18 protein-coding genes are annotated in these 18,249 nt (G+C 41.8%); 17 read left to right on the forward strand and 1 reads right to left on the reverse strand.

Annotated features, from left to right (window positions below; genetic code table 11):
• Positions 1-55 precede the first annotated feature (55 nt).
• The 12 genes from J2T20_RS07645 (at position 56) to J2T20_RS07700 (ending at position 13,776) form a co-directional block, all read left to right on the forward strand.
• Positions 56-1,009: a carbohydrate ABC transporter permease gene (locus J2T20_RS07645; protein ID WP_307587103.1), complete on the forward strand. Its 954-nt coding sequence runs from the start codon at positions 56-58 to the stop codon at positions 1,007-1,009.
• Positions 1,006-1,869, forward strand: a complete 864-nt coding sequence (locus J2T20_RS07650; RefSeq protein WP_307587104.1) for a carbohydrate ABC transporter permease — start codon at positions 1,006-1,008, stop codon at positions 1,867-1,869. The genes J2T20_RS07645 and J2T20_RS07650 overlap by 4 nt, the downstream gene beginning before the upstream one ends.
• A gap of 83 nt (positions 1,870-1,952) precedes the next feature.
• Positions 1,953-3,677, forward strand: coding sequence for a cache domain-containing sensor histidine kinase (locus J2T20_RS07655; RefSeq protein WP_307587106.1), 1,725 nt, complete (start codon positions 1,953-1,955; stop codon positions 3,675-3,677).
• A 27-nt stretch (positions 3,678-3,704) separates the two neighbouring features.
• Positions 3,705-5,051: an ABC transporter substrate-binding protein gene (locus tag J2T20_RS07660; RefSeq protein ID WP_307587108.1), complete on the forward strand. Its 1,347-nt coding sequence runs from the start codon at positions 3,705-3,707 to the stop codon at positions 5,049-5,051.
• Positions 5,052-5,069: 18 nt separating this feature from the next.
• Entirely contained in the window at positions 5,070-6,668 is a 1,599-nt protein-coding gene (locus tag J2T20_RS07665; protein WP_307587110.1) for a response regulator, read from the forward strand.
• Between the two features lie 1,213 nt (positions 6,669-7,881).
• Positions 7,882-8,946 carry a fatty acid desaturase gene (locus J2T20_RS07670; RefSeq protein WP_307587112.1) on the forward strand — a complete coding sequence of 355 codons (1,065 nt, stop codon included), beginning with the start codon at positions 7,882-7,884 and terminating at the stop codon, positions 8,944-8,946.
• A 159-nt stretch (positions 8,947-9,105) separates the two neighbouring features.
• The gene (locus J2T20_RS07675; protein ID WP_307587114.1) at positions 9,106-10,242 is read left to right on the forward strand and encodes a sensor histidine kinase; all 1,137 of its coding nucleotides are present in this window, start codon (positions 9,106-9,108) and stop codon (positions 10,240-10,242) included.
• The gene (locus J2T20_RS07680; RefSeq protein ID WP_307587116.1) at positions 10,239-10,844 is read left to right on the forward strand and encodes a response regulator transcription factor; all 606 of its coding nucleotides are present in this window, start codon (positions 10,239-10,241) and stop codon (positions 10,842-10,844) included. The genes J2T20_RS07675 and J2T20_RS07680 overlap by 4 nt, the downstream gene beginning before the upstream one ends.
• Before the next feature lie 139 nt (positions 10,845-10,983).
• The gene (locus J2T20_RS07685; protein WP_307587118.1) at positions 10,984-11,163 is read left to right on the forward strand and encodes a DUF3934 family protein; all 180 of its coding nucleotides are present in this window, start codon (positions 10,984-10,986) and stop codon (positions 11,161-11,163) included.
• Between the two features lie 91 nt (positions 11,164-11,254).
• Complete coding sequence (gene murI / locus J2T20_RS07690; RefSeq protein WP_307587120.1) at positions 11,255-12,022, forward strand: glutamate racemase; 768 nt, start codon at positions 11,255-11,257, stop codon at positions 12,020-12,022.
• A 169-nt stretch (positions 12,023-12,191) separates the two neighbouring features.
• A complete protein-coding gene (locus J2T20_RS07695) occupies positions 12,192-13,472 on the forward strand; it encodes an ArsB/NhaD family transporter (RefSeq protein ID WP_307587122.1) in 1,281 nt (426 codons plus the stop codon).
• A gap of 25 nt (positions 13,473-13,497) precedes the next feature.
• Positions 13,498-13,776, forward strand: a complete 279-nt coding sequence (locus J2T20_RS07700) for a hypothetical protein (protein ID WP_307587124.1) — start codon at positions 13,498-13,500, stop codon at positions 13,774-13,776.
• 54 nt (positions 13,777-13,830) lie between these two features.
• Here J2T20_RS07700 and J2T20_RS07705 read toward each other — a convergent pair whose 3' ends face one another.
• Positions 13,831-14,520, reverse strand: coding sequence for a hypothetical protein (locus tag J2T20_RS07705; RefSeq protein WP_307587126.1), 690 nt, complete (start codon positions 14,518-14,520; stop codon positions 13,831-13,833).
• A 91-nt stretch (positions 14,521-14,611) separates the two neighbouring features.
• On the opposite strand from J2T20_RS07705, the gene J2T20_RS07710 reads away from it, so the two are divergent.
• From J2T20_RS07710 to J2T20_RS07730, 5 genes are all read left to right on the forward strand, one after another.
• Complete coding sequence (locus J2T20_RS07710) at positions 14,612-15,592, forward strand: S66 family peptidase (protein ID WP_307587128.1); 981 nt, start codon at positions 14,612-14,614, stop codon at positions 15,590-15,592.
• A 38-nt stretch (positions 15,593-15,630) separates the two neighbouring features.
• Positions 15,631-16,008 (forward strand): GNAT family N-acetyltransferase, encoded by a 378-nt coding sequence (locus J2T20_RS07715; RefSeq protein ID WP_307587129.1) that lies wholly within the window; start codon positions 15,631-15,633, stop codon positions 16,006-16,008.
• Positions 16,009-16,252: 244 nt separating this feature from the next.
• Positions 16,253-17,011 (forward strand): GNAT family N-acetyltransferase, encoded by a 759-nt coding sequence (locus J2T20_RS07720; RefSeq protein WP_307587130.1) that lies wholly within the window; start codon positions 16,253-16,255, stop codon positions 17,009-17,011.
• Positions 17,012-17,043: 32 nt separating this feature from the next.
• Positions 17,044-17,601, forward strand: coding sequence for a hypothetical protein (locus J2T20_RS07725; RefSeq protein ID WP_307587132.1), 558 nt, complete (start codon positions 17,044-17,046; stop codon positions 17,599-17,601).
• Between the two features lie 312 nt (positions 17,602-17,913).
• On the forward strand, positions 17,914-18,207 hold the full coding sequence (locus J2T20_RS07730) for an immunity protein Imm33 domain-containing protein (RefSeq protein WP_307587134.1): 294 nt from the start codon (positions 17,914-17,916) through the stop codon (positions 18,205-18,207).
• Positions 18,208-18,249 lie beyond the last annotated feature (42 nt).

Consider the following 18,249-nt stretch of genomic DNA (forward strand, 5'->3'; position numbering starts at 1 on the left):
GGAGCTGTAAGCTCTGTGAACCCGGATTTATCCGTATATTAACTGGAGGTGTGACATGGCACAACCTGTATTGATTAGTCCGCATGCCGAGAGCAAACGTCCTTTTTTAACTGAACAAAGACGGAGCCGCATAACTGCGTATACTTTCATATCTCCATTCTTTATTCTGTTCTCGATATTTGGACTGTACCCGATATTCTTCACAATTTATTTGTCTTTCTTCAAATGGGATGCTATGGGCCCTATGAAATATGTGGGCATGAAAAACTATGAATTGATTACGAGTGACCCTACCTTTTGGATATCTTTCAGCAATACGCTGATTATGGGAGTAATGGGAACCGTTCCCCAAATCATGTTGGCACTCTTGATTGCAGTACTGCTGCAGTCAGGAATGACTCGCTTTAAGAAAACCTTCCGTATTTTATTCTTTATGCCCAATATTACTTCGATTGTGGCGGTTACCTTGGTATTCAGCACCCTGTTCGGTAATAACGGAATGATTAACTGGATGTTAAATGGTCTTGGACTCGAAAGCATGGCCTTTAACTCCGGTTGGTGGGGTGTGAAAATAGCAATTTCCACGATGGTGATGTGGCGCTGGACGGGTTATAACGCAATTATTTTCCTTTCTGGACTCCAGAGCATACCTACAGACTTGTATGAGGCGGCTCGAATTGACGGTGCGAACAGAAGGCAGCAGTTTACCTTCATTACATTGCCGTTGTTGAAACCGTTCATCGTCTTTGTAACCCTTATTTCGACCATTGGCGCCCTGCAATTATTTACGGAACCTTATGTATTCCTAGGTCAATCCGGAACAGGCTCAACAAGGCAGGAAGGTGTTACTATGGTAACTTATTTGTACAGTGAGGCATTCCGTAATGGATTCTTCGGTACGGCAGCGGCTACCGCAGTTATGCTGTTCCTAGTTACGATCATTTTCTCTGTTATTAATATGCTGGTCTCCAGCCGCATGGGCGGAGATACAGGAGGGAGAAAAAAATGAGTACATTAGGTGTTTTTCGTAAGAAACCGGACGATATGGGGTTGCTAGGCAAAATCGGCTTTTACTTCATTCTCATTCTTGGTGCTCTAGTCTCAGTATTCCCTTTTTATTGGATGTTTGTTGTCGCATCAAACGATAAGGGTGCAGTGTTTCACGTACCACCGCTTCTAACCTTAGGAGATCAGTTCATAGATAATTTCAAAAGAGTGTTGGAGAAGTCTGATTTCTTCCAAGCGATAGGGAACTCCTTGTTCGTTTCTTCCATGGTTACGATTTCGGTTGTGTTCTTCTGCACATTGGCTGGATATGCCTTTGCTAAGTATGAATTTCCGTTCAAAAATATATTGTTTTATTTTGTCATTGCTACACTGTTCGTTCCACAGCAGCTTGGGGTTCTGCCAACGTATGTCATTATGGCCAAGCTTCACTGGATCGACTCCTTCAAGGCACTAATCGTTCCTGCCATGGTAAATGCATTCGGGATTTTCTGGATGCGTCAGTATATTTCCACCGCTGTACATACGGAACTGATTGAAGCAGGCCGGATTGATGGAGGCGGACATTTCCGTATCTTTTGGAACATTGCGATCCCGGTCATTACTCCGGCGATGGCGACACTTGGTATTTTGAATTTCATGACGGTGTGGAATGATTTCTTCTGGCCTTTGGTTGTGTTAAAAAGTCGGGAGCATTACACGATTCAAATCGCATTGCAGCAGCTGTTTACTACGCGGGACGGTATCGATTACGGGATGATTATGTCAGCGACCTTTACAGCAACACTTCCTTTACTAGTTGTATTCCTGTTGTTCAGCCGTTGGGTTATAGCCGGTCTTACCTCAGGAGCTATAAAAAGTTAAGACTCTTTTCCAGTGCAAGCAAGGACTTTTGAACATGGTGAAGAATACTAGAGAACAGAGACAGCAGGAGGAAGGGAAAGACGATGAAGCTCCGCCGTAAAATCTTGTTCGCTATTATTCTTCTCGTGTTTATTCCAGTGATATTAATGGGAACCGTAACGTATATTAATTTCTCGAATGCCATGGAGAAGAAATCAAGTAATTTCTACTGGATCTCTCTTCTGGAGACCGACCGTAAGCTGAAATTCGCACTCAGTGAAATAGCCTCTATTTCAAATTCCGCAATCACACAGCCAGCCATTCAACAGACACTTAAGCAACCTGATTTTGTAATTACTTATGACCGCAAACAAGAAATCAATAACCTGCTGATCAATCATCCTATGATTACTTCATTCAGTCTTTATAGTAAGGATCAGCTGTTATATCAATATAATGCACCCATGTCTTATGAAGATATGAAAAAACAAACCTGGTTCGGTTCGATGGTAAGCGCTGAAGGGCGTCCTGTCTGGTACGGTCCCGGGGAGAATGGATCTGCTCAATCCGGAAATCCAGTGCTCATTCAGGCCAGAGTCATTAAGGATTATTACTCGTTGGAGGATATCGGCTATCTGGTCGTCTATGTGAAACCGGATCTGCTCGATCAGATTTTTTGGGAAGCAGCCACCTTGAAGAAAGGTGATATTTTGCTTGTGAATAAGCAAGGGAATATAGTCTTCAATAAATCCGGTGAACACATTGGGCAGCGGACAGATTTTCCGTTTCTGGAAAGCGATTATTCCAAAGAACAAGACTATTACATTGACAATTATGAGGACGAGAAATCACTGATTACTTTCCTCCCTTCGCATAATTTAGATTGGTATTTGGTAGCGATTACACCGATGAATCTCATTTCCTCGGAATCGGACACGATCCGCAACATTGCGATCATCTTGGTCATGGTTTCTCTGCTGTCTGCAGTTTTGTTTGACCGTTATTTCGTTACCCGACTTGTACGTAGTATTAACAGTGCTGTGAACGGAATGAAGCGGGTGAAGCAGGGGATATTTATGCCCATTACTACACCCCATCGCGCGGATGACGAAAGTGACCTGCTGATTGACGGATTCAATCAGATGAGTACGCAAATCAATGAATTGATTGAACAGGTGCAGACCGAGCAGGGGCGCAAGAAAGAAGCGGAGCTGCAAGCGCTGATGGCGCAGATAAATCCTCATTTTATCTATAATTCACTGGAATCCATTAACTCGATGGCCGTTCTGCAGGGCAATAAGGATATTAGTAAAATGGTGATCTCTCTCGGCAAGTTGCTGCGTATCAGTATCAGTCAAAACCAAGAGCTTATCCCGCTGCATATGGAATTCGAGCACGTTCGTCATTACTTGGATATTCAGAAATTCCGTTTTGAGGATAAATTCTCCTATGCTATTGAAATTCCTGAGAATCTCAGAACCTATATGACACAGAAGCTGATTGTTCAGCCTATTGTAGAGAATGCTCTGTACCACGCCATAGAGCAGATGGAGGATCCGGGTACGATTGTACTTGAGGCAAGCGAGGTCGGGCCTGATCTTATCATTATGGTGAAGGATAACGGGCCGGGCTTCGACCTTTTGACATTGCAAAGTCTTTGGGATAAAGAAACCGGCAATCAGAAGAAATACAATGACAGCGGTGTAGGACTCAAAAATGTACATGAACGCTTAAACATTCGTTTTGGCAGCCCTTACGGCATTCTTGTATGTTCATCCCCTGGGTTCGGTTCAACCATTCGCATCCGGATACCAAAAATACTACCTTGAACATCAGGGACAAAAGGGGAGAATGCCGTGAAGTGGCTAATGAAATGGGGATGGATCCTGCTATATGTTGTCTCTATGACTAGTGCCGTCCTTTTTATAACCCTGGGTGACAGGGAACCTATAGAAGATCAATCACCGGATAAAATAACGCTGACGTTTCGCCACTTTTGGATTAAGGAGCATGACCGTCCGTTGCTGAGTATTTTTGAAGAGATCGTGAGTGACTATCAGAAATCACATCCGAACGTTAAAGTAAACTTTGAAGGCCTCGATCAGACCATCCACCGTGAACAAAAGCTGAAGAGTGAGATGGTAACCGGCACACCTCCGGATATGTTTGTATTATTCGGGGGGGCGGAGATTGAGCCTTATATACGTTCCAACCGATTGATGGATTTATCTGATTTTGTGGAAGAGAATGAGCTGGGCAACCAGTTCAAGGATATTCATCTGTGGACGTTGAACAAACATATCTATGGCCTGCCCATTGAGGGGAACGCCGAACCTTTGTATTACAACAAAACTCTATTCAGTAAGCTGAACATAAGGATCCCTGAGACCATAGAGGAATTGGATGCAGCTATCATCAAATTGAAGAAGAACGGATATATCCCCTTTGCGCTAGGGAATGAGGATCGGTGGCCGGCGGGGATTTTTGCCCAATACTTGATGGATAGGTATGCAGGTTCAACGCTTATCAATAATCTGGTGACAGGGAAGGAACAGTCTACATTTCAGAATAAAGAATATTTACAAGCCTTCAACCATCTAGATAAATGGATCAAAGTCGGTGCTTTCAGTCCGGAAGCTAACGATCTATCCACGGAGAAGGCCGTGCACCTGTTTACCAGTGGAAAAGCCGCCATGTATTTGAACGGAAACTGGGATATTAATTTATTCTCCGGCGGGGATACGCCAGCTAATTTTCAAAATGAAGTGGGGGTTATCTCATTCCCTACGTTAAAGGTTGGTGAGGAGGCGTCCATTGCCGGTGGGTATACCATGGGGATCGGTCTGTCCTCTAATCTAAATGGAGCTAAGCGGGAAGCGGCCCTAGAGCTAATGAAGGCTTTTTACACGAAGGACGTGCAGACACGTATTGTATATGAAGGTTTGCGTATTCCGTCCATGCGGATATCCTTTGATCCCGAGAAGACAGGGCCTGTCTTTGCTCAGGTCATGCGCCTTATGGAGGAGAGTCGTCTGAGCTTTGTTCCCTATGACAATGTTTTGTCACCGGAAGTGAAAAAGACGTTTTTGAGTGTGATCGAAGAAATGATTGGTGACAGTGTGGATTCAGACCATGCACTACAGCAACTGCAGTCGGCTTCTGAGCAGTACTGGAAACTGATTCAAAGCTCGATCGTTAATTAATACTTGGAGGTGCTGCAATTGGGAGTGCAACAAGAGAACTACAAAGTGATATTGGTCGATGACGAACCTATCATTCTTCGCAGCTTGAAAATGGCCATTCCGTGGAATGATCTTCAGCTCGATATAGTTGGTGAAGCGAGGAACGGGGAGGCAGCTCTTCGCCTGATCAGCGAAAGCTCTCCGCATATTATCATTAGCGATATTCGAATGCCTGTTATAGATGGAATTACTTTAATGAAAGAAGTACTGTCCCGCAATTCCAAGCTGATCTTTATTTTTATAAGCGGCTATGGGGAGTTTGAGTATGCCCGGGAAGCACTCCGGCAGGGAGCTTTCGACTATTTACTGAAGCCTATTGATCATGAAGAGCTGACTGAAATGCTAACCCGAGCCAAAGCAAGGTTGGACCAACAGAAAGAGAATGATCAGCTGCTACATTCGGTACATATGCTGTCCTTATTAGCCAGAGAGCGTATGTTTGCAGAATTCACCTTGGGCAATCCGCGTCCCTTACAGCATCTACAGTGGCTGGAGAACAGTGAGCTGGAGGGAGATTATTTCATGGCAGTCGTCCAACTCGACGATTATGCGTCCCTGACTGCGAAGTGGAGTGCCGAAGAGAAACGACTATGGCTGTTCGCGATCCGGAATATAACAGAGGAATGGTCCATGGAAAATGGTGGGCTGACGGTGTTTCCTTTTCATAACGGCGAGTGGATTATTCTGTTTCCGGGTTCATTAAGCAACGAGAAGGTAAGTCTCGGAGAAAACTTGACTCGTTCGATTAAAAGATATTCCAAATTATCTTGCTCCGTAGGAATTAGCCGCAACACGCGTGGAATTGATCAACTGAGCACCATCTATCCTTTGGCAGCAAAAGCATTATATCAACGTTTCTATTCCGGTCAGGCTGGAGTATATATTGATGAAGATAAGTTAATTCCAGGAAGTCGGGAAATCAAATACCCTAAGGAATTGGAAGCCGCGTTAATAGACAGTATCCGAACCTTGAATTTGGAGCGAATGCTAACCCTATTCGATGAGATGTCAGCATTTATCGAGGTGCAGGCTTTTCCCAAAGAAATAGCTGAGCGGCTCATCATTGAGATGGTTGTTGTCCTGTATAGACAATTTGAGCATTTAAATTTACTGGCAGATTGGTCCTTGGACGGATTGCTAGGCAAACTGCATACGCTGGAAACCCTAAATGAGATGATAGATGCTCTGAAGCAGGAATTTCGGGAATGGATGCTGCAAAGCAACAAGACCGTGACCCGTGAGGACGGACGAAGTGTTATTGAGAAAGCCATACGGTATATCGACAGTAATTATCATAAAGATCTTAGCATTGAGGAAGTATCCGAGCTGGCGGATCTTAGCATTAGCCATTTCTGTACGCTGTTCAAGCAAATATCAGGCTATACCTTTTTGGAGTATGTTACCAACTGTCGAATGGAGAAAGCGAAATATATTCTGCAGAACAGTAATGTAAAGGTGTACCAGATTGCACCGCTTGTCGGTTACCAGGACTCCAGATATTTTACTCAGGTGTTCAAAAGAGCTACAGGCAAGACGCCTACAGAGTATCGCGAGCAGAATGCTAAAGAGGTAAATTAGGCAAGATGTGGCTGAATGGACCTCCGCGAACGGACCGTTGCTACAATCGCTGTTGTCTCCAGATGTATTGAATAACACTTAGCAGTGTACATCCGGAGACAAAGGCGACCGCTACCGCTTTTCCGCAATCAGTCCGTCCTCTCCGCTGGTTTCAGTGTGAACTGTTTATTAAATCAATTTATTTGCCATCATCACTGGCCTTCCTCTATATTTTCCACAGTAGTAAATATTCGCGAGTAGGCATCTTACCATTTTATTACTTCTATATAGATTGTACTAAAGACTTACTTGTTGGGAGTGTGGTAGTTACTACAGTGAATGTTTGGATTTCCAGCCGCTGTTGTCGTCTCCCGATTTCTTTGATTTGTACCGCTGTCCGCGGATGAAATCCAGAGACAGCTTATGCTTACGATGCGAGCTTTCCTACGGAAAGCTTTCGGGCGGTCGCTGACGCTCTTCCAGTTCCAAAATCACCTTTCGTTACTACCACCCCGAGGTTGTTATTTAGTTCAGTCTATATACATAGATTGTACTTAAGATTTCTCTTTGGGAGTGTGTAATAACAACGGCGAATGTTTAGACTTCGAGCCGAGAGCAGCCATACGAAAATAATTAGGTGTTCATGTAGGACAACCGTCATAAATAAAGTTTAGAGGGAAAGCTTCCCTGTAAATCATAAATAAAACCGTTTAATCAACATATAGAGGGAAAAAATCCCTATAAATTCAACAAAATTATCTATATTGTACTAAAACCTGATATTAGAGGGGAAGATTCCCTCTAAATAAAACCAAAGGGTTTGAATCTTTAAATTAGTAGGAAAAATTCCTTCTAAATAAGCTGAATAAGCTGAAGAAAAAAAATTCAAAGAGCGAGAAGGAACGAAAGGTAATATGAAAACCATAGGAGCGGTAGCAAGCGCCTTGTATCCGAATTAACGTTACTACGTTGATGAGAAGCATCAATACGAACCTGTTGGAAGTTAATGATGGGCTTTGAATTCACCTGTAAATCAAAAGTTCAGTCTATATAATTAATTTTCTCTAAACGTCAATTAAAACCTTGCAAACCATTAATTTTGCTCTTGAGTATGACAAATGTCATACTCTCCACTTGATGTTTATGTCTAACAAACAGGGGATACAATATCTATAATTAAATATAGATACATGTAGATTTTCTTTCCCAGAAACATCAAGGAGGAACCCTTACAATGAACAAAGATCACACCAAACAGCTCACCAACCTAAAAAAGAGTGTTGCCCCTTACGAAAAATATGATCGAAAAGCGAGCATAAGACAGCTTGTGAATACCTTGGTGCCGCTTGTGTTCTTGTGGTACGCAACTTATCTCAGCCTGTCTGTTTCCTACTGGCTTACGCTTCTGTTGGCGGTTCCGACAGCCGGGTTTGTGATCCGAACGTTTATTATTTGCCATGATTGCTGTCATGGATCGTTCTTTAAAAGTCGTAAGGCCAACGATATTATCGGCACCATTACGGGTGTCATTTCCCTAGTTCCTTATCGGCAGTGGAAGCATAGCCATTCCATTCATCATGCCGGCAGCAGCAACCTCGACAAAAGAGGAATCGGTGATATCTGGATTATGACCGTTGAGGAATATGAGGCCTCAAGTGCTTGGAAGCAACTATATTACAGGTTCTACCGTCATCCGTTGGTGATTTTCGGGATCGGACCGATTGCAGTCTTTGTGGTTCAATACCGGTTTAATGCCAAAGGCGCTAAACGTAAGGAACGGATGAACACCTATCTGACTAACTTCTCCATTGCTGCTGTGTACGGATTACTTACATGGGCTATCGGCTGGCAGTCTTTTCTTCTGGTTCAGCTCCCTATTATATTTGTATCCGGTTTTCTCGGGATTTGGTTGTTCTATGTTCAGCACCAGTTCGAGGACACCTTCTTCGAGAAGGAAGAGGATTGGAGTTATGTCCAAGCGGCTGTAGAAGGAAGCTCCTACTATAAACTGCCTAAGCTGCTCCAGTGGATCACGGGTAATATCGGATTCCACCATGTTCATCATTTGAGTCCAAAAGTACCTAATTATAATTTGGAAAAAGCACATAACGCTACACCGCCGCTGCAAAAGGCAACGACCATCACCATCAAAACAAGCCTTAAGGCGCTGCACTACCGCTTATGGGATGAGGAGAATAAAGCTTTTATCAACTTCAAACAGCTAAAATCAAGACTTCGCAATCCGGAACCCGCGGCTGAAGCTCTAATCATTAAGCAGCGCAGATTACAAAATGAATAGCATAAATCAGTGCAGACCATAAGCAGTAATTTATAGGGAGATCAAAGCCGAGCAATGCTTACCGGTTTTGATCTTCTTCTCTTTTTAATGTGGTTTACCGGATGTGGTCGGGTTTATGCTAAAATAAGGGTATCAATCCATGGAAAAAGGATGGCGGACATGCAGAAGTGGCATCATATCTTTCACAAAAGTACGGGTCTAAGTCCTTATGTCTGGGCTGTTTTTTACATTTTGCCTTTTTACTTTATTTTTCGGTCCTCCTCCACGTATGAAGTAGTATCCGGAATTATCATGATTGCTGTTTTTTTCGTATGTTATGTGCTTTCTTTTATATCCAAAGGCTGGGTCGTTTATTTCTGGACAAGTGTACAGATTGTGGTCTCCATCGCGATGACACTGTTGTTCGGATATGTTTACTTTGCACTTTTCCTGGCTTTTTTTATTGGTAACATACAGAATCGTATTGGTTTCTTTACCCTATATTCAATACATTTGGTGACGACTATCGTTACGATAAACTATGGATTACTTTCGCGAAACCCAGTGTTCATTACCCAGCTGCCCTTCGTTCTTGTGAGTATGATTGCTGTTGTTCTGCTTCCAGTGACTACCTATAACCGCAACAATCAGGATAAGCTGCAAGGTCAGCTGGAGAATGCAAATAAGCGTATTTCGGAGTTGGTCAAGCAAGAAGAGCGTCAGCGGATTGCCCGTGATCTGCATGATACGTTGGGTCAGAAGCTCTCACTCATTGGGCTGAAAAGCGATTTGGCCGGCAAGCTGATTACCAAAAATCCGACGCAAGCGATTTCTGAGATTAATGATGTACGCCAGACGGCAAGAAGTGCCTTGAAAGAGGTACGTGAGATGGTTACGCAGATGCGCGGTATTCGGTTGGAGGATGAGCTTCTGCGGATACGACAGCTTTTAGAGGCAGCTGAAATTGAATTCATATTAGAAGGTAACCCGAAGCTGACCAATACGTCACTTATTACTGAGAATGTCTTAAGCATGTGTATTAAAGAAGCCGTTACCAATGTGGTAAAGCACAGTAAAGCCAAGGAGTGTCAAATCATTATTGAGCCGTCCCGTACGGACCTTACGATTAAGGTGAAGGATAATGGAGCAGGAATTGCAGTTAGTAATGTATATTTTAAAGGACATGGATTGCAAGGAATGAGAGAGAGACTAGAATTTGTAAACGGCTGTATGGATATCGTTAGTGATCAGGGGACGACCCTTGTCATTAAAGTGCCCAATGTATTTCAACAGCCCGGACAGGAGGCTAATGTATGATAAAAATTGTGATTGCCGAGGATCAGCGAATGCTGCTGGGGGCATTGGCCTCGCTGCTTGATTTAGAAGAGGATATGAAGGTGGTAGGCAGGGCAAGCAACGGGGAAGAAGCCGTAATGCTGGTGCAGATCCATAAACCGGATGTATGTATCATGGACATTGAGATGCCGGCTATGAGCGGTCTTGAAGCCGCAGAGGCGATTAAGGGGTCAGGCTGTAAAGTGATGATTCTCACTACTTTTGCCCGGGCAGGTTACTTCGAACGTGCAGTAAAAGCTGGGGTTAATGCTTATCTGCTGAAAGATAGCCCGAGCGAGGAGTTGGCGCTTGCTATCCGCAACGTAATGACCGGGCGTCGGATATATGCCCCCGAGCTTATGGATGAGGCTTATGGCGGCGGAGAATCTAATCCGCTCACACAGCGGGAGAAAGAAGTTCTCGGACTAATAGCCGACGGCAAAAATACGAAGGAAATCGCCAGTCAACTGTACATTACAACAGGAACCGTACGTAATTATATCTCTGTGATTTTGGATAAGCTTGGTGTAGGCAACCGGATTGAAGCTATTACCCGTTTTAAAGAGAAGGGCTGGTTCAAATAAACTTCATCAAAGAATAAACACTTTAAAGGTGTGCCTGACGGTTGGTTTGTGTTATTCTTAATATTCTGCTGAATAAAATGGTAAGATAGATATATGGATGAAATACACGAATGCTGAATATTGAAGGAGAGATCGATATATGAGTGCAAAAAGCAAGGGTGGCGGCACAGGACGCGGTACAGGCAGCAAAGGCTGGACCCGTTGGAATAAAACGGCTAAGCCTATTAAGGTCAAAAAGGGTGTGCCTGCTGGACCTGGGGCAAAGGGATCGGAATCAACAAAAGGCAGCAATTCCGGTAAGAGCGGAAACCGCATCTAAACCCATTTAATAAGTAATATGACCATTTACCATAGCTTCAACTTCCGGCATAGTGTATGTATGTGCTGGTTTTTTTATAGGAGTGTGAGACATGAGGATCGCGTTTTTGGATTCAGGGATCGGTGGGATCACCGTTTTAAATGAGGCATTAAAGCAACTGCCTGACGAAAACTATTTGTATTTCGCAGATACCCTACATGTTCCGTACGGAACGAAATCCATGGAAGAAGTTAATGCATGTGTTAAACAATCTGTAGACAGAATAATGAATGAGCAGGTTAAAGCACTGGTCATCGCATGTAATACAGCAACTAGTTCAGCCATATCAGAACTGAGAAACTCCTATAGTATTCCTATTATCGGGATGGAGCCTGCGGTTAAACCTGCTGTGGAAATGAACCGTACAACCGGTAAAAGAGTGCTGGTCTTTGCCACCGAACTGACTTTAAAGCAATCCAAATATACAAATCTGGTCTCGCGTGTAGATGAACAGTGCATCGTAGATTCGATGCCTTTACCTGAGCTTGTAGAGCACTGCGAAGCACTTAACTTCGACAGGAATAATATTCAGGATTTTTTTACAACAAAACTGGCAACCTTTGACCTAGAGAACTACGGCACGATTGTACTTGGTTGCACACATTTTCCTTTCTACACCGACATCTTGAAAGAGATGCTGCCTGAGCATATTCAAGTTGTTGATGGAAATGCCGGTACCGTAAATAGATTATCCCAATTATTGCAAAGCACGGATCACATTCATACAAATAGCTCTTCAAGGGTAGAATATATGTGCTCCAGTAATGATCCGGAATACATTAAGAAGATGAAGAGGGCAATGGAAATCCTCCGTACTTAATCTTGACTTTCCAATGGGTGTCATTGTATTCTTAACTCAATTATTACGAAGCGAACTGCTTAATTTCATAAGGGTATACAAAAACGGAGGAGCCTGTCACCAAGGGCTTCTTCTTTTTATTTTCAGCTATACAAAATTATCTTTTGGAAAGTGGAGGAATTAAAACATCATGGAACAGCAAGCAATCTGGGCAATAGGAATTTTTCTAGTTATTTACGCACTAATTATTTCTGAAAAGATACATCGGACCATCGTAGCCATGATCGGCGGATTACTTATGGTTGGGTTAGGAATTGTTGATCAGGAAACGGCACTGCATCATATTGATTTCAATACACTTGGTCTACTAATCGGGATGATGATTATTGTAAGCATAACCGCCGATACGGGACTGTTTAAATTTATTGCCATCTGGGCCGCCAAAAAGTCTAAAGGGAATCCAGTAAGCATCCTTATAGCCTTGGCGCTGATTACAGCTGTTGCTTCGGCGTTTCTGGACAACGTGACAACAGTGCTCCTTATGGTACCTGTTACCTTTAGTATCACACGTCAACTGCGCGTGCCGCCAATTCCATTTTTATTAACACAAATTATTGCCTCAAATGTCGGAGGTACAGCTACACTAATTGGTGATCCGCCAAACATTATGATTGGTAGTGCAGTTAAGGAATTAACCTTTATGTCCTTCATCAGCAACTTAGCACCCATCGCGGTAATTGTATTAATAGTCTATGTCCCTATCTTCATCCTCTTGTTTCGCAAACAAATACAAACAACGCCAGCGTTAACCAAGAGTATTATGGATATGGATGAAAAAGAGCTGATAGCGGATTCAAAATTACTTCGTAAATGTCTAGCTGTATTAGGTCTTACCATTCTTGGTTTTTTCCTTCATCAGTCTTTACACTTGGAATCAGCTACAGTGGCATTAGCCGGGGCTTTTATACTGCTTCTGCTTACGGGTGAGCATATGATGGAAACAGCATTCACTAAAGTAGAATGGACTACCATATTTTTCTTCGTAGGACTGTTCGTTCTGGTTTCAGGTCTCGTAGAAACAGGTGTAATCGCCAAACTAGCTGCACAAGCCATCGAATTAACTAACGGCGACCCAGTTGCGACCTCCTTGCTAATTTTATGGCTCAGTGCCATAGCATCAGCCTTCCTGGATAATATCCCATTTGTTGCAACAATGATCCCTATGATTCAAGAAATGGGCAATATGGGTGTTAGTAATCTGGAGCCTCTGTGGTGGAGCCTGGCTTTAGGAGCCTGTCTGGGGGGGAATGGATCTCTAATTGGGGCAAGCGCCAATCTTATTGTTGCTGGCATGGCAGGTAAAGAGGGGCATCCCATTAAGTTCATGAAATACCTGAAATACGGTTTTCCACTAATGATTTTATCTATTGTTATCTCGAGTTTTTACGTATACTTTAGATACTTAATGTAGGAATTAAAGGAGGCGTAGGATTAATATGGAACTAACCTATCAAATTAACAAGGATGTTATTGAGATCTCAGAAACGGTGATGGAAACGGATGTTGAATTTGAAATTCGGGTTTTGGCAGAAGATAAATGGGCGGGAATGAAGAAAATTCAAAAGTTCTTTGAGGAAGATAGAGTGTATACGGACGTATTATTTTATGCCTATGAGAATCACCGCTTCCGTGTTATTGTTCGCAAAGATTATTATGTAGATTTTATCCTGGCGTTAATGAAATACCGCCTTGTAGAAAGTGCAGTGTGGAGTTAATCTAAACATAAGTGCGTGCCGACGTAAACATCGGCACGCACTGTTTTTTGCGAGTCAGAGTACTTGAATTTCAATGATTCGTCCAGTGAGGGAGTGGATAAGGGTTAATGTGGTTTTGTCAGGTGTGACGTACTGTAGCTTTACGGCATAAACGAGAGGAGTTCCCGGACGTGTAGGCAGGTAATAGCTTTCCACTTCGGGTTCTTTTGCGAGTTCCCTCGGAATTAATCCCTTGGCCCTTCTAATCGCTTGTTTTTCTGAAATGGCTGCATGCATGGGCCGATGAAAGAGCTGACGTTCCAAATTCGGATGTATGGTGCCTTCGACCTTTCGTATAACACCATCACTACTCATTTCAACGATTAACTGGTCCTTCCAGACGGGTATCTGGAACAGCAGATGCTGAAAATGAACCCTGATTACATTTGTTTTCTTCTCGACTTTGACCGCCTTTAGATCGCGACTTAGATTTTGAAGACCGTACAATGTTCTTAATTTGTTCAGAAACCCTCGTGCTATCCATTCCGGTGAATGTTTGGATGGCAATGATAATTTCCCGGTGATCAATGAGGGAGTATTAACGTTCGGGTTCCATTTTACATTCATAGTTCCATGGCTATCTTTCTCTAATTGATTGAGAACAGAGGTGGCCTTAGGAGGCTTCTCTTGAGCGAATGTATGTGTATTTAAAGGGTTGAACAGCGAAACACCCATAACCAGGATGAGGCTGAGAATTTTATGCATGGAATTATCCCTTCCTTTAAGGTTCTAGATTAATATTTTTCACAATCCGGGGAGGATCTAATCAAAAGATCATAAAAAAAGGATGTGTCCTATGAGAGCAGAAAAGTTAAAGCCCAGGGACGAAATTCGGGTGATTTCACCTTCAGAGAGTTTATCGATTGTAGCAGCAGAGAATATAGAACAGGCCGTAAGGCAGCTTAACAAATTCGGGTTTGAGGTTACCTTTTCAAAACACGCAAATGAAAGAGATGATTTCGATTCATCGGCGATAGAGTCCAGAATAGAGGATTTACACGCTGCTTTTCTGGATCCGTTGGTCAAGGGTATATTAACATCCATAGGAGGATTCAATTGTAATCAGTTACTTAGAGAGATTGATTATTCGATCATCAAGAGCAATCCAAAGCGTCTATGCGGATACTCGGATATAACAGCGTTAAGCAATGCTATTTACGCAAAAACAGGATTAATTACATACTCCGGACCCCATTTTTCAACCTTCGCCATGCGTTATGGAAATGATTATACATTGGAATATTTTCAAAAATTAATGATTGAGGAAAAAGATTTTACAATTGGTCATTCCGAGCAGTGGAGCGATGATCTGTGGTTCTTGGATCAGGAGAATCGTACCTACGAAAAAAATGAAGGCCCATACACCATAAACAACGGGGAAGCGATGGGGACGATAATTGGCGGCAATTTGTGTACGTTAAACCTGCTGCAGGGTACCGAGTACATGCCTAGCCTGGCTAACTCCATACTATTTTTAGAAGATGATTACGAATCCTCTCCTGCTACCTTTGAACGAGATTTGCAATCATTAATTCATCAATCGGATTTTCATAAAGTAAATGGTATCGTTATAGGCAGATTTCAAAAAGCATCAAAGATGACCAGGGATTTACTGACAAAAATCATTAAAACCAAAAAGGAGTTAGCTGGGATTCCTGTGATTGCCGATGTGGATTTTGGACATACATCCCCTTTAATTACATTTCCAATTGGTGGGCGGGCAAAGATAAAGGCATTTGAAACGACAGAAATTATTATATCTGAAGGTCTATCGTAGAAAATCCGACATTATGTACACTATGAGAATTCCAAATATTGGATTATCCTGATTTAGAAATTAATGAGGACTTACTAAGGCTTTGGTATGAGATGCTTGACGATAAATATATGAAGGTCATTGTTATTGAACGAAATGGCGAACTACTTTCCTCGTGTGTACTTAATATTTTGAAGAATTTGTCTAGAAATGCTAGACCTTATGGCCTGATTGAGAATGTAGTATCGCATAAAGATTACAGGAGAGAAGGGCTTGGAAAGGCGGTTTTACAAAAGGCTATAGAGGTCGCTCAGCAACATAATTGCTACAAAGTTATGTTAATGACGAGCTCTAAACGTGAAGAAGTACTTCGGTTTTATGAGAGGGCAGGGTTTATGAAAGATCTGAAAACGGGGTTTTTAATGAAGCTGGAATGAGAGATTCAAATAATAAAATTCCGAGAGCAGCGGGAGATTACGAAGTCTAATTAGACTTTGCAATCTCCCTTATTTAATTTCCAAAATATAGAACGACTGGTATACTGAGAGTGTTCGTAATACTATTTTTCTCAACAATACATAAGGATAAACCATATGAAGTTTTAGTTAGGGGATTCCGATATCCAGAAGCATTCTTTGAGTAGAAAATGGAGGACTTAACATCGACCACAGGAGGCTTGAGATGTTCGAAATTATCGATGTCAATAACGGAAATGTGGATGAAAAAGGATTTTTCTGTATGAGAAGTAAACCTAAATCAAAAGGGTATCAAAACAAACTTGCATGGCTAAAACAGAGATTTCAAGAAGATTTGAAATTAAAGATAATAGAAGAGGATGGACAACCCAAAGGATTTATAGAATATATGCCAAGCGAAGTAGCCTGGAGAGGAATAAGCGGGAATAATTACATGATCATTCATTGCCTTTGGATTGTGGGTAGAGGAAAGGGTAAGGGTTACGGGTCTATATTGCTTGAAGCCTGTATAAATGATGCAAGATTACAAGGGAAATCTGGAGTGGCTATGATTACTAGTTCGGAAACGTGGTTAGCGGATAAATCATTTTTTATGCAGTTTGGTTTTGAATCTGTAGATCAAGCACCACCTTGCTTTGAATTAATCGTTAAGAGATTCGATGAGGAACCCATACCTAGATTTAATGTGGGTTGGGATGAGCGGGCTAGTGAATATATTGAGGGTATAACCATTTTAAAATCTGACCAATGCCCCTATATTGAGGATGCTGTGAAGATGATTCTTGAAGTGGCAGAAGAAAGGGCTATGCGATCACAAGTTATCGATTTGACGGACTGTAAACAAGCACAAAGTGCTCCCTCTGCTTTTGGGGTGTTTAATGTGATTTTAAACGGTCGCGTTCTTACATATCATCCAGTTACCAAGCGAGAACTTAATAAACTACTAAATATGAGTGAAGTGTGAGTTAAAAAATTAAAAATGAAGGAGATAAAAACATGAGTGAATTCAGCGAAAGCTATCACCTGCTATCCAATAACCAACAAGAAGGAATAAGTTTACTTCAAAATGCGGGTATCGGAGGTTTTGTATATCCAGAAACTAATAACTGGGTGACCCTACTACCTGAAGGGGAAATCTTCGAGTTAAATAATAAATTGATCACTCAAAATTCCGGTTTATTGCTTCACTATATTTATGCTGAAGATCATGGCTGGTCGCTTAGTGTTTTTGAGCGCACAAATCGAACGTTTCATTATGAATGTACCTGGGAAGAGGAAGTGGAAAATAATTATCAAGAGATTAACAAGAGTAAAATTATTGAAATTATGAATAGTAATCCTGATAGAGAGAACGATATAACAGCTTTTGAAATCTTAAAATACTTTAAGATAAGTGATATAGAAGAATTATTTGAACTTAATCCTGCATATCGAGTTGCGGAATTAATCGGCTTAAGGAATTTTGAATGGATATCCTATGAATATATGGAAATGGATCAGAATGATAATGCAAATCCGGTTGGTGACAAAGGCATAATAATCGTGAATCCGTAATAATATGAAAAACTATAATAGGGAGGAATTGAGGTTTATCCAAGAGCTACTAGGCCATAAAAACCCCCGTACAACTGAGCTGTATACACATGTAAGTGTAACCGATGTTCGACGAATTAAGAGTCCTCGTGACCAAATTGGAGAGTAACGACAGAGATACCAAAGAAAAAGTACACAAAAAAGCGATATGACGAGTATTTACGAAGTACACAAATACCACCGGTGAAGAAAGCTTTTACGAAGTTCGTAAAAAAGACGTTATGTGAAATCATAAAAAATTCAAAACCTATATAAATACAGGAGGAGATGACGGTGAAGAAAAGCTGGTTATTCGAAGATCCGGAAAATCTAGCTGTATTTACAACGAAGGAAATCCTAGAACGAGTAAAACCTATAAGATACGTAAGTCATGATGAAGAAGATGGAGCCTGGCAATTTCACACTGGTGAACAAACAAAAGAAGAAGATGCGAGAATCATTTCATTGAAAGAGGCTACAAAGATCGACCCAAGTATTATGGAACTAGCGAATTTGCCACTTGGCTGGATCGCCTTTAGAAAGGATGAAAAAGAGGAATGGATTAGAGAAAAAATATTAGATGAATGATAAAGAAGTAAGGGATCGATAAAGCTATATAAATATTAATTG

This window comes from Paenibacillus wynnii, from assembly GCF_030812855.1.
Lineage (GTDB): Bacteria > Bacillota > Bacilli > Paenibacillales > Paenibacillaceae > Paenibacillus_AQ > Paenibacillus_AQ wynnii_A.

Coding starts and splice junctions, on each gene's coding strand:
- J2T20_RS07670 (WP_307587112.1), top strand. CDS start 7,882: ATGAACAAAGATCACACCAAACAGCTCACCAACCTAAAAAAGAGTGTT.
- J2T20_RS07710 (WP_307587128.1), top strand. CDS start 14,612: ATGAGAGCAGAAAAGTTAAAGCCCAGGGACGAAATTCGGGTGATTTCA.
- J2T20_RS07685 (WP_307587118.1), top strand. CDS start 10,984: ATGAGTGCAAAAAGCAAGGGTGGCGGCACAGGACGCGGTACAGGCAGC.
- J2T20_RS07700 (WP_307587124.1), top strand. CDS start 13,498: ATGGAACTAACCTATCAAATTAACAAGGATGTTATTGAGATCTCAGAA.
- J2T20_RS07655 (WP_307587106.1), top strand. CDS start 1,953: ATGAAGCTCCGCCGTAAAATCTTGTTCGCTATTATTCTTCTCGTGTTT.
- J2T20_RS07705 (WP_307587126.1), bottom strand. CDS start 14,520: ATGCATAAAATTCTCAGCCTCATCCTGGTTATGGGTGTTTCGCTGTTC.
- J2T20_RS07680 (WP_307587116.1), top strand. CDS start 10,239: ATGATAAAAATTGTGATTGCCGAGGATCAGCGAATGCTGCTGGGGGCA.
- murI (WP_307587120.1), top strand. CDS start 11,255: ATGAGGATCGCGTTTTTGGATTCAGGGATCGGTGGGATCACCGTTTTA.
- J2T20_RS07675 (WP_307587114.1), top strand. CDS start 9,106: ATGCAGAAGTGGCATCATATCTTTCACAAAAGTACGGGTCTAAGTCCT.
- J2T20_RS07720 (WP_307587130.1), top strand. CDS start 16,253: ATGTTCGAAATTATCGATGTCAATAACGGAAATGTGGATGAAAAAGGA.
- J2T20_RS07645 (WP_307587103.1), top strand. CDS start 56: ATGGCACAACCTGTATTGATTAGTCCGCATGCCGAGAGCAAACGTCCT.
- J2T20_RS07695 (WP_307587122.1), top strand. CDS start 12,192: ATGGAACAGCAAGCAATCTGGGCAATAGGAATTTTTCTAGTTATTTAC.
- J2T20_RS07725 (WP_307587132.1), top strand. CDS start 17,044: ATGAGTGAATTCAGCGAAAGCTATCACCTGCTATCCAATAACCAACAA.
- J2T20_RS07650 (WP_307587104.1), top strand. CDS start 1,006: ATGAGTACATTAGGTGTTTTTCGTAAGAAACCGGACGATATGGGGTTG.